Origin of the sequence: Micromonospora sicca, from assembly GCF_003172935.1 — a bacterium.
In the GTDB taxonomy this organism is placed as follows: Bacteria; Actinomycetota; Actinomycetes; order Mycobacteriales; family Micromonosporaceae; genus Micromonospora; species Micromonospora sicca.
Map to the genome: position 1 here is coordinate 1 of NZ_QGKS01000198.1, position 15,213 is coordinate 15,213.

Annotated in this window: 15 protein-coding genes; 6 read left to right on the forward strand and 9 right to left on the reverse strand. The window is 73.4% G+C overall.

Annotated features, from left to right (window positions below; translation table 11 throughout):
* The coding region (locus DKT69_RS12860; protein ID WP_109801807.1) for a PP2C family protein-serine/threonine phosphatase at positions 1-790 on the reverse strand (790 nt) is incomplete at its 3' end.
* 122 nt (positions 791-912) lie between these two features.
* Between DKT69_RS12860 and DKT69_RS12865 the strand changes: the two genes are divergently transcribed.
* The 6 genes from DKT69_RS12865 to DKT69_RS12890 all read left to right on the forward strand — a co-directional run bounded on the left by DKT69_RS12865 (position 913) and on the right by DKT69_RS12890 (position 6,344).
* Positions 913-1,149, forward strand: a complete 237-nt coding sequence (locus DKT69_RS12865; RefSeq protein WP_089010418.1) for an HTH domain-containing protein — start codon at positions 913-915, stop codon at positions 1,147-1,149.
* The gene (locus DKT69_RS12870) at positions 1,149-1,727 is read left to right on the forward strand and encodes a Clp protease N-terminal domain-containing protein (protein ID WP_109801808.1); all 579 of its coding nucleotides are present in this window, start codon (positions 1,149-1,151) and stop codon (positions 1,725-1,727) included. Before DKT69_RS12865 ends, DKT69_RS12870 begins: the two co-directional genes overlap by 1 nt.
* Before the next feature lie 237 nt (positions 1,728-1,964).
* Positions 1,965-2,966 (forward strand): diacylglycerol/lipid kinase family protein, encoded by a 1,002-nt coding sequence (locus DKT69_RS12875; RefSeq protein WP_109801829.1) that lies wholly within the window; start codon positions 1,965-1,967, stop codon positions 2,964-2,966.
* Positions 2,959-3,960, forward strand: a complete 1,002-nt coding sequence (locus DKT69_RS12880; RefSeq protein WP_109801809.1) for a YihY/virulence factor BrkB family protein — start codon at positions 2,959-2,961, stop codon at positions 3,958-3,960. Before DKT69_RS12875 ends, DKT69_RS12880 begins: the two co-directional genes overlap by 8 nt.
* 80 nt (positions 3,961-4,040) lie before the next feature.
* Entirely contained in the window at positions 4,041-5,531 is a 1,491-nt protein-coding gene (locus DKT69_RS12885; protein WP_109801810.1) for a phosphatase PAP2 family protein, read from the forward strand.
* Between the two features lie 9 nt (positions 5,532-5,540).
* The gene (locus tag DKT69_RS12890) at positions 5,541-6,344 is read left to right on the forward strand and encodes an endonuclease/exonuclease/phosphatase family protein (RefSeq protein WP_109801811.1); all 804 of its coding nucleotides are present in this window, start codon (positions 5,541-5,543) and stop codon (positions 6,342-6,344) included.
* A gap of 99 nt (positions 6,345-6,443) precedes the next feature.
* On the opposite strand, the gene DKT69_RS12895 is transcribed toward DKT69_RS12890, so the two are convergent.
* From DKT69_RS12895 to DKT69_RS12930, 8 genes are all read right to left on the reverse strand, one after another.
* Positions 6,444-7,103, reverse strand: coding sequence for a GAP family protein (locus tag DKT69_RS12895; protein WP_236647816.1), 660 nt, complete (start codon positions 7,101-7,103; stop codon positions 6,444-6,446).
* Positions 7,104-7,257: 154 nt separating this feature from the next.
* A complete protein-coding gene (locus DKT69_RS12900; protein WP_236647823.1) occupies positions 7,258-8,151 on the reverse strand; it encodes an alpha/beta fold hydrolase in 894 nt (297 codons plus the stop codon).
* Entirely contained in the window at positions 8,148-9,110 is a 963-nt protein-coding gene (locus tag DKT69_RS12905) for a TIGR03557 family F420-dependent LLM class oxidoreductase (protein WP_109801813.1), read from the reverse strand. Before DKT69_RS12905 ends, DKT69_RS12900 begins: the two co-directional genes overlap by 4 nt.
* A gap of 219 nt (positions 9,111-9,329) precedes the next feature.
* On the reverse strand, positions 9,330-10,553 hold the full coding sequence (locus DKT69_RS12910) for an RNA polymerase sigma factor (protein ID WP_438361830.1): 1,224 nt from the start codon (positions 10,551-10,553) through the stop codon (positions 9,330-9,332).
* Positions 10,554-10,619: 66 nt separating this feature from the next.
* The gene (locus tag DKT69_RS12915) at positions 10,620-11,012 is read right to left on the reverse strand and encodes a YciI family protein (RefSeq protein ID WP_201749642.1); all 393 of its coding nucleotides are present in this window, start codon (positions 11,010-11,012) and stop codon (positions 10,620-10,622) included.
* Between the two features lie 126 nt (positions 11,013-11,138).
* Positions 11,139-13,352 (reverse strand): alpha-galactosidase, encoded by a 2,214-nt coding sequence (locus tag DKT69_RS12920; protein WP_109801816.1) that lies wholly within the window; start codon positions 13,350-13,352, stop codon positions 11,139-11,141.
* Entirely contained in the window at positions 13,349-14,260 is a 912-nt protein-coding gene (locus DKT69_RS12925) for a carbohydrate ABC transporter permease (RefSeq protein WP_109801817.1), read from the reverse strand. Before DKT69_RS12925 ends, DKT69_RS12920 begins: the two co-directional genes overlap by 4 nt.
* Complete coding sequence (locus DKT69_RS12930; RefSeq protein ID WP_109801818.1) at positions 14,257-15,213, reverse strand: carbohydrate ABC transporter permease; 957 nt, start codon at positions 15,211-15,213, stop codon at positions 14,257-14,259. The genes DKT69_RS12925 and DKT69_RS12930 overlap by 4 nt, the downstream gene beginning before the upstream one ends.

The window sequence follows — 15,213 nt, forward strand, 5'->3', positions numbered from 1 at the left end:
GGGTGGGGATCGCCGGGTGGACCCGGACGACCACGGCGGTGGCGTTGTCGTCGCCGCCGGCCGCCAGGGTGGCGGCGAGCAGGGCGCGGGCGGCCCGCGCCGGGTCCCGGTCGGCCAGCAGGTCGCGGAGGCGGTGGTAGTCGAGCTGGTCGCTCACCCCGTCGGTGCAGAGCAGCCAGGTGTCGCCGGGGCGCAGTGGGACGGCGAGCAGGTCCGGGTCCGGCCGGTCGGGGTGGCCGACGTAGCGCAGGAGCTGGTAGCGGGCGCGGGCCGCCTCCGGGGACGTCGCCGGCCACCAGCCGTGCAGCACGCCCAGCCAGGCCATCGTGTGGTCGACGGTGAGCAGCTCCAGGAGCCCGCCGTGCAACCGGTACGCCCGCGAGTCGCCGAGCTGGACGATCCAGGCCTGCTCGCCGTCCGGCTCGGCGACCAGGGCGGTGATCGTGCAGCCGGTCAGCTCGGCCAGGCCGGCGCCGGCCTGGCGTACCCGGGTCTGCGCCGCGGCCGTCGCGGCGCGCAGCTCGCGCGGCCCGACGGTGGGCCAGCTCTCGCGGAGCCGTTCGGTCAGGGTGTCCATCGCAGTGCGGCCGGCGACCCGGCTGCCCTCGCCGGCGCCCATCCCGTCGGCCACCGCGGCGATCGGCAGCTCGGGGTCGACGTGCAGCACGTCGAAGTTCTCCGGGTAGCGGTGCCCGACGACGCTGCCGGCGACGATCTCCAGCGTGACGTGGCCGACGGTCAGCCGGCGGGCCGCCTCGACGGGTCGGTCCAGAAAGCGGCGACGGAACACCAGCGGACGTTAGCACCGCCGCAGGTCGCGGGCGGGGTGTCCGACGCGTGTCGGTGCGCGCCCGGCGAAGAACCCTGTCAACCACGGTTGACAGGGTTGCGGCGTCAACGTAAGTTGACACCATGAGTCAGGCAACGGAACTCGCGGCGGCCGCCGGCAGCACCGACCCCAAGGTCGGGCTCCGGGCCGTGCTCGCCCTGCGCCGGCTGCTCGAACGGCTGGAGGTGGTCCAGGTGGACAACGCCCGTCGACAGGGCTGGTCCTGGCAGGAGATCGCCGACGCGCTCGAGGTCAGCCGGCAGGCGGTCCACAAGAAGCACGCCGGGCGGCCGGCGGTCCGAGGCAGCTGGGAGGCGTGATGTTCGAACGGTTCACCGACCGCGCCCGGGAGGTCGTGCGGCGCGCCCGCGACGAGGCCCGGGCCGAGGGGCAGCGACCGGTCGGCACCGAGCACCTGCTGCTCGGCGTCCTCGCCGACGACGGCAACCTCGCCGTGCGGGTCCTCACCGACCTCGGTGTCCGGGCCGACGACCTGCGGGCCGCCGTCCGGCGGCACGTGGCGCGCGGTGGCGTCGGGCTCGGTGACGCCGACGCGGCCGCGCTGCGGGAGATCGGCATCGACCTGGCCGCCATCGTGGCCCGGATCGAGGAGTCCTTCGGCCCCGACGCGCTGCGCGAGGCGGTGCCCGCCCCGCGTCGCCGCTGGGGTCGCCGCCGGTACGCCGGCGGTCCGTTCTCACCCCGGTCCAAGAAGGTGCTGGAGCTGTCGCTGCGGGAGGCGATCCGGCTGCGGCACCACCACATCGGCACCGAGCACATCCTGCTCGGCCTGCTCCGCGAGGGGCAGGGGCTGGCCGCGCTCGTCCTCACCGAGGCGGGTGTCGACCTCGACGACCTGCGCCGGCGGGTGGAGACGGCACTGCGGACGGCGGCCTGACGCCCGAGGACGCCGAGCGGTTCCACCCGGCGAGCGCCGCTGAGTGGAGCGAGGGGCGACCCGCTGGCTCGGCACCACCAGCGGCCCACGATCTCGCGACCGCTTGTGACCGAGGCCGCCGAGCGCACCACCCGGCGCGAGCGGCCACGGTGACCGATTCTGAAACCTTTCCGCCGTGCGCGCACCATCACCGTCGGCCGAGTCGCCGCCCGACCGGAGTTGCTGCACACTGACGCCGTGGACAGCGGACAGGACAAGCCGACGGCAGCTGACGCCGGGCTGCGCTCGGCCGTGGTGGTCAACCCGGTCAAGGTGGCCGATCTGGACGAGTTCCGCCGCACCGTGGACGGCGCCCTCACCGCCGCCGGCTGGCCGGCGCCGACCTGGTACGAGACCACCGTCGAGGACCCGGGGCGCGGCCAGACCGAGCAGGCCGTGCGGGCGGGCGCCCAGGTCGTCTTCGCCTGCGGCGGGGACGGCACGGTGATGGCCTGCGTCACCGCGCTGGCCGGCACGGACGTCGCGCTCGCCGTGCTGCCCCTGGGCACCGGCAACCTGCTCGCCGCCAACCTGGGCCTCTCCAACGACCTGGCCGCCGGCCTGCAGATCGCCGTCGAACGCGGACGCCGCCGGCTGGACGTCGGCGTCGTCGACGACCAGTGCTTCGCCGTGATGGCCGGGATGGGCTTCGACGCCCAGATGCTCGACTCCACCTCCGAGACTACGAAGGCGCGGATCGGCTGGCCGGCGTACATCGTGGGGGCCGCGAAGCACCTGCGGGACCGGCCGATGCGGGTCTCCATCCGGATCGACGACCGGCCGCCGCTGCGCCGCCGGGCCCGTTCCGTGCTGGTCGCCAACGTCGGCCGCCTCCAGGGCGGCGTACGGCTGCTCACCGACGCCGAGCCGGACGACGGCTGGCTCGACGTCGCCGTGCTCACCCCCCGCACGCTCGGGCACTGGCTGGCGATGGGCTGGGCCCTGGTGCGCCGCCGGGGCAGCGTGCCCCGGATGGAGGTCCTCAGGGGCCGCAAGGTCGAGATCACCAGCAACCGGGCCCAGCCCCGGCAGCTCGACGGAGACCTGATCGAGCCGGGCCGGTCGCTCAAGGCCGAGATCAAACCGGAGTCGCTCTGGCTCTGCGTGCCGCGTCCCGCGCAGCACCCCGACCTGTCGGTGGACGCCGACGCGGCGGCCGAGCGCGGTGAGCGCCTGGTCGAGGAGGCCCGACGTGAGTAGCACCCGGATGGTGCCGGAGACCCGGCTGATGGCCCAGGAGGAGCTGTCGGCCGACGACGCCTGGCACACGCTGCGCCGCCACGGCGGCTGGCGCCTGCTGCGGGACGCCTTCATCCGGTTCCGCTACGGCGACGGGTTCAGCCACTCCCGAGCGTTCGCGCTCCAGTTCTGCCTGGCCGTGGTACCCTTCCTGATCGCGCTCACCGGTCTGATCACCGACCTGGGCGCCGACGAGGGGGGCAAGGTCGTCGCCGACACCGTGCTCGCGCTCACCCCCGGGCAGAGCGAGTCGGTCGTGCAGGACCTGCTCGGCGACAGCGAGCGGACCGAACGCGCCGGCGAGCTGGCGCTGACTCTCGGCCTGCTGACCGGCCTCGTCGCGCTCACCACGACCATGGCCCAGATCGAGCGCGGCGCCAACCGGATCTACGGGGTCGAGCGGGACCGTCCGGCGCTGGCCAAGTACGTCCGGGCCGCGATCCTCGCGGTGACCGCCGGCGTGCCGGCACTGATCGGCTTCCTGATCCTGGTCGGTGGCCGGGCGATGGGCGACTCGGTGCAGCGGCACTACGAGTGGGGCGGCCTCGCCAACGCCGCCTGGGACGTGGTCCGCTGGCCGCTGAGCCTGGGGCTCACCGTGGTCGCCGTGGCGGTGCTCTTCCGGCACGCGCCCCGACGCAACCAGCCCGGCCTGTCCTGGCTCTTCTTCGGTGCCGGCATCGCCACCGTGCTGTGGTGGCTGGCCAGCCTGCTGCTGGCCGCGTACGTCAAGCTCAGCGGCGGCTTCGGGCAGACCTACGGCGCGCTGACCGGGATGATGGCCCTGCTGCTCTGGGCCAACCTCACCGGGATGGCGCTCTTCGGCGGGCTGGCCTTCGCCGCCCAGCTCGAGGCGATGCGGATCGGCGTGGCGGAGCCGGCGCAGCCGGACCTGTGGGAACCGGAGGCCGAACGCGAGGAAGTCCTCGACACGGGGGAAATGACCTCGCTCTGACCCGGACGCGCCGCGGGCCGCGTGTATCCGGTGCGCGAATCGGGTACTGCGCGCCTCGCAGAGGACAAGGGAGGTGCGGGGTGACCGCGGTCAAGGAGACGATGCGACGGCCGCTGGGGCATTTCGCGGAGCGGAGCGTCGCGGGGCTGCTGGCCGTCGTCGGCGCCGGTGCCGGGTTCGGCGTGCTGCTGATGCTCGTCCGGTTCAAGTGGGGCCCCCTGTACCACGCCGACCACGAGGCGGCCGAGTGGTTCAACGGTCTCGTCGCGCCGCACCACGCCCTGGTCACCGTGCTCCAGGCGGTCACCGACCTCGGTGGCCGTCCGGTGCTCATCTGGCTGGTCACCATCGCCGTGGTCGGCCTGCTGATCCGCCGGCAGTCCCGGCTGGCGGTCTACCTGATCATCACTGGGGTCGGTGGCCTGATCCTCGACCCGTCGCTGAAGGCGCTGGTCGGTCGGCTCCGGCCGGTGGTCGACGTGCCGATCACCCACGCGCCGGGCAACAGCTTCCCCAGTGGGCACGCGCTCGGCTCCTTCGTCGCGTACGGGGCGCTGCTGCTGGTGTTCCTGCCGGCCATGTCGCCCCGCTGGCGCAAGCCCGCCGTCGCGCTCGGCGCGGTGCTGGTGGCGCTGATCGGGCTGACCCGGATCGCGCTGGGCGTGCACTTCGTCTCCGACGTGATCGCCGGCTGGCTGCTCGGCGCGCTGTGGCTGGGCGTCACCGCGTACGCCTTCCGGCTGTGGCGCCGCGAGCGGGGCCGGCCGGTGCCGCCGCTGACCGAGGGCCTGGAGCCGGAGGCGGGCGAGGAGATCAGCCCCGCGCCGGCCGAGGAGCACGTGCTGGAGCACCCCCGCTCCGCCGTCGCCGAGCTGCTGGTCGGCTGGGTGATCGTGTTCGGCGCCCTGTACGCCTTCGGCATGTTCGTCAGCTATCACGCCAAGGGCACGTTCTTCGACACCCTGGACACCGTGGTGCCGCAGTGGTTCGCCGCGCGGCGTACCGATTCGCTGACCGGGTTGAGCTGGTGGTGGAGCAAGTTCGGTGACACCCACGCGATCCTGCTGGTGTCGCTGGTCTTCTGCCCGCTCGTGCTGGCGGTCTGGAAGCGCTGGCGTCCGGTGCTCTTCGTGGTGCTGGCGATGTTCGGCGAGCTGAGCCTCTTCCTCGCCTCGGCCCGGGTGGTGCAGCGGCCCCGCCCGGCGGTGGAGAACCTGGACGGCCACCTGCCGACCTCGTCCTTCCCGTCCGGCCACATCGCCGCGACGATCTGCCTGTGGAGCGCGATGGCGATCATCGTGTTCGCCCGTACCGACCGCTGGTGGCGCTGGCTCTTCGTGGCGCTGGCCGTGATCATGCCGGTCGGGGTGGCCACCTCCCGGATGTACCGGGGCATGCATCACCCGACCGACTTCATGGGCGCGATCCTGCTCGGCGCGCTCTGGATCGGCCTGCTCTACTGGGTGGTGCGGCCCAACGCCGACGTGCACCGGGGCAACCAGCCGGCCATCAGGTCCGAGCAGGTGCGCGAGCTGGACGACGAGCTGGCCAAGGCCGGCCGGGAGGACTGACCGGCGCCCATGCTGCGGGTGATGACCTGGAACATCCGGACCGGCGGCCGGGACCGCGGCGGGGACGACCGACTGGACCGGATCGTCGCGGTCGTCACCGCGCAGCGGCCCGACGTGCTGGCCCTTCAGGAGCTGCGCGACTTCGACCGGGGTGGGCTGCTGGCCGACGTGGCGGACCGGCTGGGCATGGCGCCCCACCTGGCCCGCTCATGTCTCGGGCAGCCGGTCGCGGTGCTGGTCCGCCCGCCGCTGCGGGTGTTGACGTCGGGCCGGGTCCGCCGGCCGTTCCACCACGCCGCCGCGAAGGCCGTGGTCGCCACCTCGGCCGGACCCTTGACCGTGCTCAGCACCCACCTCGATCCGTACTCCGGTGGGCGGCGGCGGATGGAGGCCGACTGGCTGGCGGCGGCGGTGCGGCGTGCCGACGGCCCGTTCACCCTGGTCGCGGGCGACCTGAACACCCTCGACCCGACCGTCGACCACACCGAGCGGCTCGCCGGCCTGCCCGACCGCTACCGCCGTCGGCATCTGCGCCGCGACGGCCGTACCGTCGACACCCGCGCGGTGTCCCGACTGCTCGCGGCCGGCCTGGTCGACCTCTGGCCGCACGTCGGCGGCGCGGAGCCGGACGGGCAGACCGTGCCGACCCGGCACGGCGGGGCCGAGTTCGCCGCGATGCGCCTGGACTATCTGCTCGCCACCCCGGCGGTGGCCGCGCTGACCCGCCAGGTCCGGGTGGTCCGCGACGGGGAGACCGATCGGGCCTCCGACCACTACCCGGTGGTCGCCGAGCTGGAGCTGGCGCCCGGCTGAGCGGGATGGCGGCCGTTGCCCCGACCGACGACGGTGCTCGACCCGGTCCGGCTCACCTCTTGCGAGGCGCTGACCGCCGTCGGCTTCCGGCGGGGGTGGTCACCTCGCCAGGTCCGCGGTCACGATCGCGACGAAGACCAGCGTGACGAGTCCGCTGACCACCCAGGAGTGTGCGTTCGCCCAGTCGCGCACCCTCGGCAGGGCCGCCCTCGCGCGGTGGCCGAGGAGCAGCAGTGCCAGCAGGGGCAGGGCCAGCAGGAGCAGGGTCAGCACCAGAAAGGGGAGCAGGTGCCACCAGGGCCGGTCGTGCCCGGCCAGGCTGCCCGCGACGGAGGCCATGATGACCTCGTTGCTCGGGGTCGCGGCGAGGAGCAGGAGACCCAGCCCGAACGCGAACCGCGGCCCCGGGTCCTCCAGCTTTGTCATCCACGCCGGCGTCTGGTCACGATGCCGGCGGAGGAAGACGATCACCAGCAGCACCAGCAGCAGTGCCAGGACGATCCAGTCGACGAGGCGCCGGCCGCTGCCCTCCTGGTCGCCGCCGACGCTGCGCTTCACCCGGCGGAAGACGACGTACCAGACGGTCAGCGCGACGAGGAGGCTCAGCGCCGCCCCCGACAGGTACGCCACCGAGCTGCGGCGCGGTTGCCGGCCGGCGGCCAGGAAAACGGCGCTGATCAGTTGGGGTCCGGCGACCATGACCAGCGCCAACGGCAGGACGGTCAGCAGGTTCATCCGGGTCGTCGCCTCCTCACCCACGCTGGGTCCCGGCCGGGGCGGGGCCGTGGTTCAGAGCAGCAGGTTGAGCAGGACGGTCAGCACGACCGAGGCGACGATCGAGAAGAGGATCATCAGGAGGCAGCCGAGGCCGCCGCCCAGGGGACGGATCTCCGTGTTGCCGATACGCATGGACTCAGCCTCCCGGTGCGGGCGTCAGCAGGGCGCGGATCGCGTCGGCGACCTGCGCCGGGGCGGTGGTGGCGACGTTGTGCGCGGCGGCCGGCACGGTGACCGTACGGGCGGCGGGGACGAGCCGGGCGACCTGCCGCCGCCAGGCCGGCGGGACGACCGGATCCCGGTCGCCGAACACCACCAGGGTGGGGGCGGTGACCTGGACCAGGTCCGCCTCGATCGCGTTGCGCACCGAGTGGGTCAGGGAGGCGTACACCCGCCACGGGCGGGCGTCCCGGACGTCCCGGAGCAGGATCGGGGCCTGCAACGGGGCCTCCCGCAGGGTGTCCACCAGCCACCGGCCGAACTGCCCGAGCCGGGACCGGGCCGCCGGATCGCTGGTCGGGCCGGCCAGCACCAGGGCGTGGACCAGGTCGGGCCGGTCGGCGGCGAGCCGGGCGGCGACCTCGGCCCCGAAGGAGTGCCCGAGCAGGCAGACCGGGCCCAGCCGGTACGCGGCGAGCCAGGCGGCCAGGTGCGCGGCGTGCCGGGACACGTCGTACGCCGTGCCGGGGCGCTCGGTCAGCCCGAAGCCGGGCAGGTCCGGGACGTACACCGGATGGGTGGCCGACAGGGTCAGCGCCAGCGGGGTGAGGTAGCGGTGCGAGACGGCGAGGCCGTGCACCAGCACCACGGGCGGCACGCCGGCGCCCGGGTCGGCCGACCGCCGGGTGTGCGTCCGCAGGCCGTCGACGAGCCGGAACTCGCTGGTCAGGCCGGCGGCGGGCCGGGGCGCCGCCAGCGCGAGCCGCAGCTCGGCCACGCCGAACCGCCCCGGCGCGGACACCGCCCCGAAGCCCGCCGCCCCGAAGCCTGCCGCCCCGGTGCCCGCCGGCCCGGATCGCGTCAGGCTCACAGCTCGCGCAGTCGCGGCAGCAGCTGCTCCTGCGCCCAGTCCAGGAACATCGGCTGGGTGTCGCCGCCCACCTGCACGATCGCCACGTGGGTGAAGCCGGCGTCGACGAACTTCTTGAACGCCGCGACGTGCTTGTCCAGGTCCGGGCCGCAGGGGATGCCCTCGGCGACGTCCTCCTCGCGGACGAACTGGGTGGCGGCGGCGAACGACTCGGGGCCGGGCAGGTCGGCGTTGACCTTCCAGCCCATGCCGAACCAGCGGAACTGGTCGTGCACGAGCTTGCGGCATTCGGCCTCGTCCGGGCCGTAGCAGATCGCCACCTGGCCGTAGCGGGGCTGGCCGGCGCCGCCCGCGTCGTCGTACATCTGGATGAGGTGCGGGTCGGGCTCGGTGGCGACGAGGCCGTTGCCGTACTCGGCGGCGAGGGTGGCGGACTGCCGGCCGGAGGCGGCGACGGCCATCGGCACCGGGCGGTCCGGCCGGTCCCAGAGGTACGCGTCGGGGACGTCGAAGTGGTTGCCGGAGAAGGTCAGCGTCTCGCCGTTGAGCAGGGGCCGGATGATCTGCAGGGCCTCCTCGAACATCTCGTGCCGCTGCTGCACGTGCGGCCACCCGCCGATCACGTGCTCGTTGAGGTTCTCCCCGGCGCCGAGGCCGAGGGTGAACCGGCCGTCGGAGAGCACACCGACGGTGCTCGCCTTTTGCGCGACCACGGCGGGGTGGTAGCGGCGGATCGGGCAGGTCACGAAGGACATCAGCTCGGCCCGGTTGGTGGCGTGCGCGACGGCCCCGAGCACCGACCAGGCGTACGGGGAGTGGCCCTGGGAGTCCAGCCACGGGTAGTAGTGGTCGGACATCACGAGCTGGTCGAAGCCGGCCGCCTCGGCGCGTACCGCGTGGTCGACCAGCTGCTTCGGGCCGATCTGCTCGCACATCAGGGTGTAACCGACCTTGACCATGGTGTGGCCCTCCTTCCGGGCGGATCGTCACCGGATACCCCGCCGGCGGGCGGTCAACCCTGGCGTCCGCTTGCCCGGCCGGACGTCTTACCGCACGGCCGATGCTGCCTACAGTCCCGCCTTGACCGGTTCAGACGGAGCGGCGCAACATCGTGTGGTGGGGATGATCGCCCGTGTGGCGGCCCGCGATGTCCTTCGAGGAGCGCCGGTCGACCCGCGTCAGGGCAGCTGTCCGGCCGGCGGCTCACCGTCGGTCGTCCCGCACGCCAGGCGGGCGGCCCGCATCGTCAGGTAGCGCTGCTCGGGCAGGCTCGTGGTCCGCGCGGCCGCGGCCCGGTAGTGGGCCGTCGCCCGGCGCGGGTCGCCGGCCATCTCGTGCAGGTGGGCTCGGGCCGCGTCGAGCCGGTGGTGCCCGGCCAGCCGGGGGTCGGCGTCCAGCGCGTCGAGGGCGGCCAGCCCGGCGGCGGGGCCGTGCACCATCGCGGTCGCGACCGCCCGGTTGAGCGAGACCACCGGGTTGGCGGAGATGCGCTCCAGCACCTGGTAGAGGGCGAGGATCTGCGCCCAGTCGGTCGCCGCGGCGGTGGGCGCCTCGTCGTGCAGCGCGGCGATGGCGGCCTGGAGCTGGTACGGCCCGACCGGTCCGTGCGCCATCGCCCGGCTGACCAGCGCGGTGCCCTCGGCGATCGCGGCCGGGTCCCACCGGTTGCGGTCCTGGTCGGCGAGGGAGATCAGCTCGCCGGACGGGCCGGTCCGGGCCGCGGCCCGAGCGTCGGTGAGCAGCATCAGCGCGAGCAGCCCGGCCACCTCGCTGTCGTCGGGCAGCAGCGCGTGCACACCTCGGGTCAGCCGGATCGCCTCCTCGGACAGGTCCACCCGCCGCAGGTCCGCACCGCCGCTGGCGGTGTGCCCCTCCGTGAAGATCAGGTAGAGCACGTGCAGCACCGTCGCGAGCCGGTCCTGCCGCTCACCCTCGTCCGGCATCCGGAAGGGCAGTCCCGAGGCGCGGATGACCTGCTTGGCACGGCTGACGCGCTGCGCCATGGTGGCCTCGGGGACGAGGAAGGCGCGGGCGATCTCGGCGGTGCTGAGCCCGCCCACCGCCCGCAGGGTCAGCGCGATCGCCGACGCCGTCGACAGCGACGGGTGGCAGCAGAGGAAGAGCAGGACCAGGGTGTCGTCCCGGTCCGCGATGAGCGGCTCGTCCGCGGCCGGCGCGGTCCGCCGGTCGTCGCCCTCCCGCCGGGCGGCGCGGTCCTCCCGGTCGCGCCGGGCCGCCTCGGCCCGGACCAGCTCGATCATGCGGCGGTACGCGACCTGGACGAGCCAGCCGCGCGGATTGTCCGGCAGCCCGTCGACCGGCCACTGCGTCGCCGCGGCGAGCAGCGCCTCCTGCACCGCGTCCTCGGCGGTGGCGAAGTCACCGAACCGTCGGGTGAGCACGCCGAGGACCTGCGGCGCCAGCTCGCGCAGCAGGTCCTCGACGATTGGTTCCGCCGTGTCCAGGCGTCAGATCTCCTGCGGTGGCGCCGACATGACCGGGTGCACCTCGATCGGCATGTTCAGCGGCCGGCCGCCCGGACCGGGCGCGGTGGAGATGTGCGCGGCGATCTCGACCGCCCGCTCCGGGGTCTCGCAGTCGACGATCCACCAGCCGGCGAGGAACTCCTTGGTCTCCGCGAACGGGCCCTCGGTCACCACCGGCGCGCCGCCGGCGCCGGCCCGGACGATCCGCGCCTGCTGCGGCCCGCCCAGGCCCTCTCCCTGGACCCACTCGCCGTCGGCGGTGAGCTTCGCGTTGACCTCGTGCATGAACCCGATGTGCGCCTGGATCTCCTCCGGCGTCCAGGTGTCGATCGACGGGAAGTCGGTCCCGGCGGCGCTGAACTGCATCAGCAGCATGTACTTCACGGTTCGCTCCTCACGCCTGTGCACCGATTCTCGGTGCTTCCACCCTCCGGTAGAAGCTGCCACCCCGGTTCTCGACATCCGTCGGCGAAGATTCCGAAAATCTTCGTCGGGAACCCCTCACTCGACCGCCCTGGCCTCCAGCAGCAGCGCCTGCTCCGGATGCAGGGCGGGCAGCTGAAGCCCCACGGAACCCAGCACCGACCCGCTCAGCGTCACCCCGTCGTCGGAGGCGAGCCACCCCGGCGGGCTGAGCTGCAACAGCGCCGGTTCCGGCACCCCGGCCGGCGGGCGGACCAGATAGCGGCGGGACGGGTCCAGGCCCGGCAGGCGCACCATCCCCGGCACCTGCGCCACGGAGGTGGTGAGCCGGGAGACCGCGTACACCGCGTGGGAGCGGTCGTGCGCGACCACGCCGTGCGCCTGGACGGCCGGGTCGGGGTGGTCGACCCGGACCACCCGGCCGCCGTGCAGCAGCGGGCGGAGCCGCTTGTGCAGCGCCACCCAGGCGGCGAGTTCCGCCCGCTCGGTCGCGGTGATCCCGCTGATGTCCCACTCGATGCCGTGGTGGCCGAAGAGCGCGGTGACCGCCCGGAAGCCCAGCTCGTGCACCCGGTGGGTGGTGTGCGAACGCTGCGGTCCGATGTGGGTGCCGATCAGCTCGGGCGGGAGCAGCAGGCCGGTCCAGCGCTGGATGGCCAGCCGTTCCAGGGCGTCGTTGCAGTCGCTGGCCCACACCCGGTCGGTGCGGCGCAGGATCTCCAGGTCGACCCGGGCGCCGCCGGAGGAGCAGCTCTCGATCTCCACGCCCGGGTGCCGGGCGCGCAGCTCGTCCAGCAACCGGTAGACCGCCAGGGTTTGCGCGTGCACCCCGGGCCGGCCGGCGTGCCCGGCCTCGGTGAGGTCCCGGTTGTGGTCCCACTTCAGGTAGGCGATCCCATCGTGCTCGCGGAGCACCGCGTCCAACCGGGACAGCAGGTGGGCGTACGCGTCGGGGTGGGCCAGGTCGAGCACCTGCTGGTGGCGCCACTCCGGCGGCAGCCGCCCGGGCACCTGGAGCAGCCAGTCCGGGTGGGCGCGGAACAGGTCGGAGTCGGGGTTGACCATCTCCGGCTCGACCCAGAGCCCGAACTGCATCCCGTGCTTGCGGACGTGGTCGATGAGCGGTTGCAGGCCGTCCGGCCAGACGTCGTCGTCGACCCACCAGTCGCCCAGGCCGGCCCGGTCGTGCCGGCGGCCCCGGAACCAGCCGTCGTCGAGGACGAAGCGTTCCACGCCCACCTCGGCGGCCCGGTCGGCGAGGTCCTTGAGCCGGTCCAGGTCGTGGTCGAAGTAGACCGCCTCCCAGACGTTGAGGGTGACCGGCCGGGGGGAGCGCGGGTGCTCGGGACGGGCGCGCAGGTGGGCGTGCAGCACGTCGCTGAGCCCGTCCAGCCCGGTGGTCGAGTGGACGGCGTAGAGCAGGGGAGTGGCGTACTCCTCGCCGGCGGAGAGCACGATCTCGCCGGGGGCGAGCAGTTCCCCACCGCCCAGCGTGGACTCGCCGGTGGGGCGGCGTTCGGCGACGGTGACGTGGTCGCCGCTCCACGCGGTGTGCACCGCCCACATCTCGCCGTGGCCGAAGCCGAAGCCGGCCGTGCCGGCGACCAGCAGCAGCGTCGCGTCGTGCCCGGTCCGCCCGTGCCGGCCCTCCCGCACCCAGGCGCCCATCGGCCACGGGTGCCGCTGCGGCGCGCGTTCCCGGCACCAGCGGCCGGTCAGGTCGAGCAGTTCGGTGGCGACCGCCGGCACCGGCAGCACCGGGGTCAGCTCGCGCACCTCGTAGGGGGCGTCGCCGTCGTTGCGCAGCCGGTGCCGGACCGTCAGCAGGCCGTGCGGGTCCAGGCTGATCTCGATGGCCAGCGACAGCGTCGCGCCCGGGTCCGAGGCCCGCACGGTCACCCGCGCGGCGCCGGGCCCGTCGTGCGCACCGTCCTTCCCCGGTACGCCCACCGCGCCGCCGCCCCGCGCCACGCGGCTCGGGTCCGGGCCGGGGTCGGCCACGTCGAGCCGGTCGAGGCGGAAGGCTGTCGACCAGTCCCGGCCGTTCCGGTGGCCGGCGAGACCCGGTCGCCCGCTCCAGCCGGCGCTCGCCTCGGGCAGCAGGGACAGCACGGTGGGCGCGTCGAAGCTGCTCGGTACGACCGGGGGGATGGTGGCGTCGACCAGCGCCGCCAGGTCGTCGTCGTGGAGCGGGCCCAGGTCGGCGCCCCAGTGCACGACCCGGGGCAGGCCGGGGCCGCGCGCGTCGAGCACCAGGCTGGTCCGCGCGCGGCGCAGGTGGACGATGGTCATCCCTTGCTGGCTCCCAGAGTGAGGCCCCGGACGAACTGCTTCTGCAACAGGAAGAAGATCACCAGGGTGGGGACGGCGACCAGCACCGAGCCGGCCGAGACGAGGTTGTTGTCGGTGAAGAACTCGCCGCGCAGGTTGTTCAGCGAGCTGGTCACCGGGAACTTGTCCCCGCTACGCATCAGCACGGTGGCCCAGAAGAACTCGTTGTAGATCCAGGTCACCTCCAGGGTGGCGAGCGCGGCCAGGGCCGGCCGGCACAGCGGCATCGTGACCTGCCAGTACTGCCGCCAGACGCTCGCCCCGTCGACCATCGCCGCCTCGTACAGCTCGTGCGGCAGGGCCTTCATGTAGTTGCTCAGCACGAAGACGCAGAAGCCGCACTGGAACGCGACGTTGACCAGGATCAGCCCCCAGTAGCTGTCGTACAGCAGTTCCGAGTCGCTCATGAACTCCGGCAGCGGCACCTCGGTGAAGAGCCGGAACAGCGGGATCAGCAGGGCCTGCTGCGGCAGCAGGTTCGCCGCGGTGAAGAGGCCGAGCAGGACGATGTTGATCTTCCAGCTGAACCGGGCGATCACGAACGCCACGCAGGAGGCCAGGAAGAGGGTCAGCAGCACGGCCGGGACGGTGATGTAGACCGAGTTGAGGAAGTGCTTGCCGAACTCGGCGGTCTGCCAGGCGGTCACGTAGTTGTCGAGGGTCCAACCGCCGAACGAGACGTACCCGTGGCTGGCGGTGTACTGGTACGAGCGCAGCGAGGTCAGCACCGCCCAGAGGATCGGGAAGAGCCAGCCGACGGCGACCGCGGCCAGGAAGAGGTGCAGGACCACCCGGGCGGGCCGCAGCGGCCGGCGGCGGGGCGCCGAGGCGGTGGCCGCGGGCTCACGGGTCAGGGTCGCGGTGCTCATCGCCGGTCCTCCCTCATCACGGTGGCCAGATAGAGGGTGATGAAGACCAGGGAGACCACCAGCATGATGGTCGCCAGCGCGGAGCCGAAGCCGATCCGGCTGGCCTCGCCCACCACGTTGGAGGTGACCAGCGCGGAGATCAGCTCGAGCCCGTTGCGACCCTTGTTGATGACCCAGACCAGGTCGAACGCGCGCAGCGACTCGATCACCGTCACCACCAGCACGATGATGTTGATCGGCCGCATCACCGGGAAGACCACCCGGAAGAAGGTGCTCGCCTCCGAGGAGCCGTCCACCGCTGCGGCCTCCCGCAGCGACGGGTCGACGCCCTTCAGGCCGGCCAGGTAGAGAAGCATGATGTAGCCGACGTGCCGCCAGCCGGCGGCGACGAGCACCGCCCAGATGTTGACGTTCGAATCGCCGTACCAGTCGGTGCTCGTGCCCAGGACGGCGTTGAGCAGACCCTGGTCACGGCTGTAGATGAGCTGCCAGACGAACCCGATCAGGGCCAGCGAGAGCACCACCGGCAGGTAGAGCGCGGTCTGGTAGAACCGGCTCCCGCGCAGCTCCTTGTCCAGCAGCACGGCGAGGAACATGCCGAACGGCGTCGCCACCACGAAGAGCGCGGCCAGCCAGAGCAGGTTGTTCTGCACCGCGGGCACGAACGGCGGGTAGATGTTCACCACGTCGTCGTAGTTCTTCAGCCCGACCCAGTCGATCTCGCTCACCGGCCCGATGCCGTCCCAGTTAGTGCCGGAGAGCAGCACGGTGGCCAGGGCCGGCAGCCAGACCAGAGCGATGACGAGCAGCAGGGGTACGAGCACCATCAGCGTGATCACCACGCGGTCGGTGCGGGACAGGAGCCGTAGCCGGCGGCCACGACCACCCGTGGAGGTGGTCGCGGCCGGCGGCGGCACGGCGCGATCCGCTTGGATCAGGGGCAGGTCGGACAC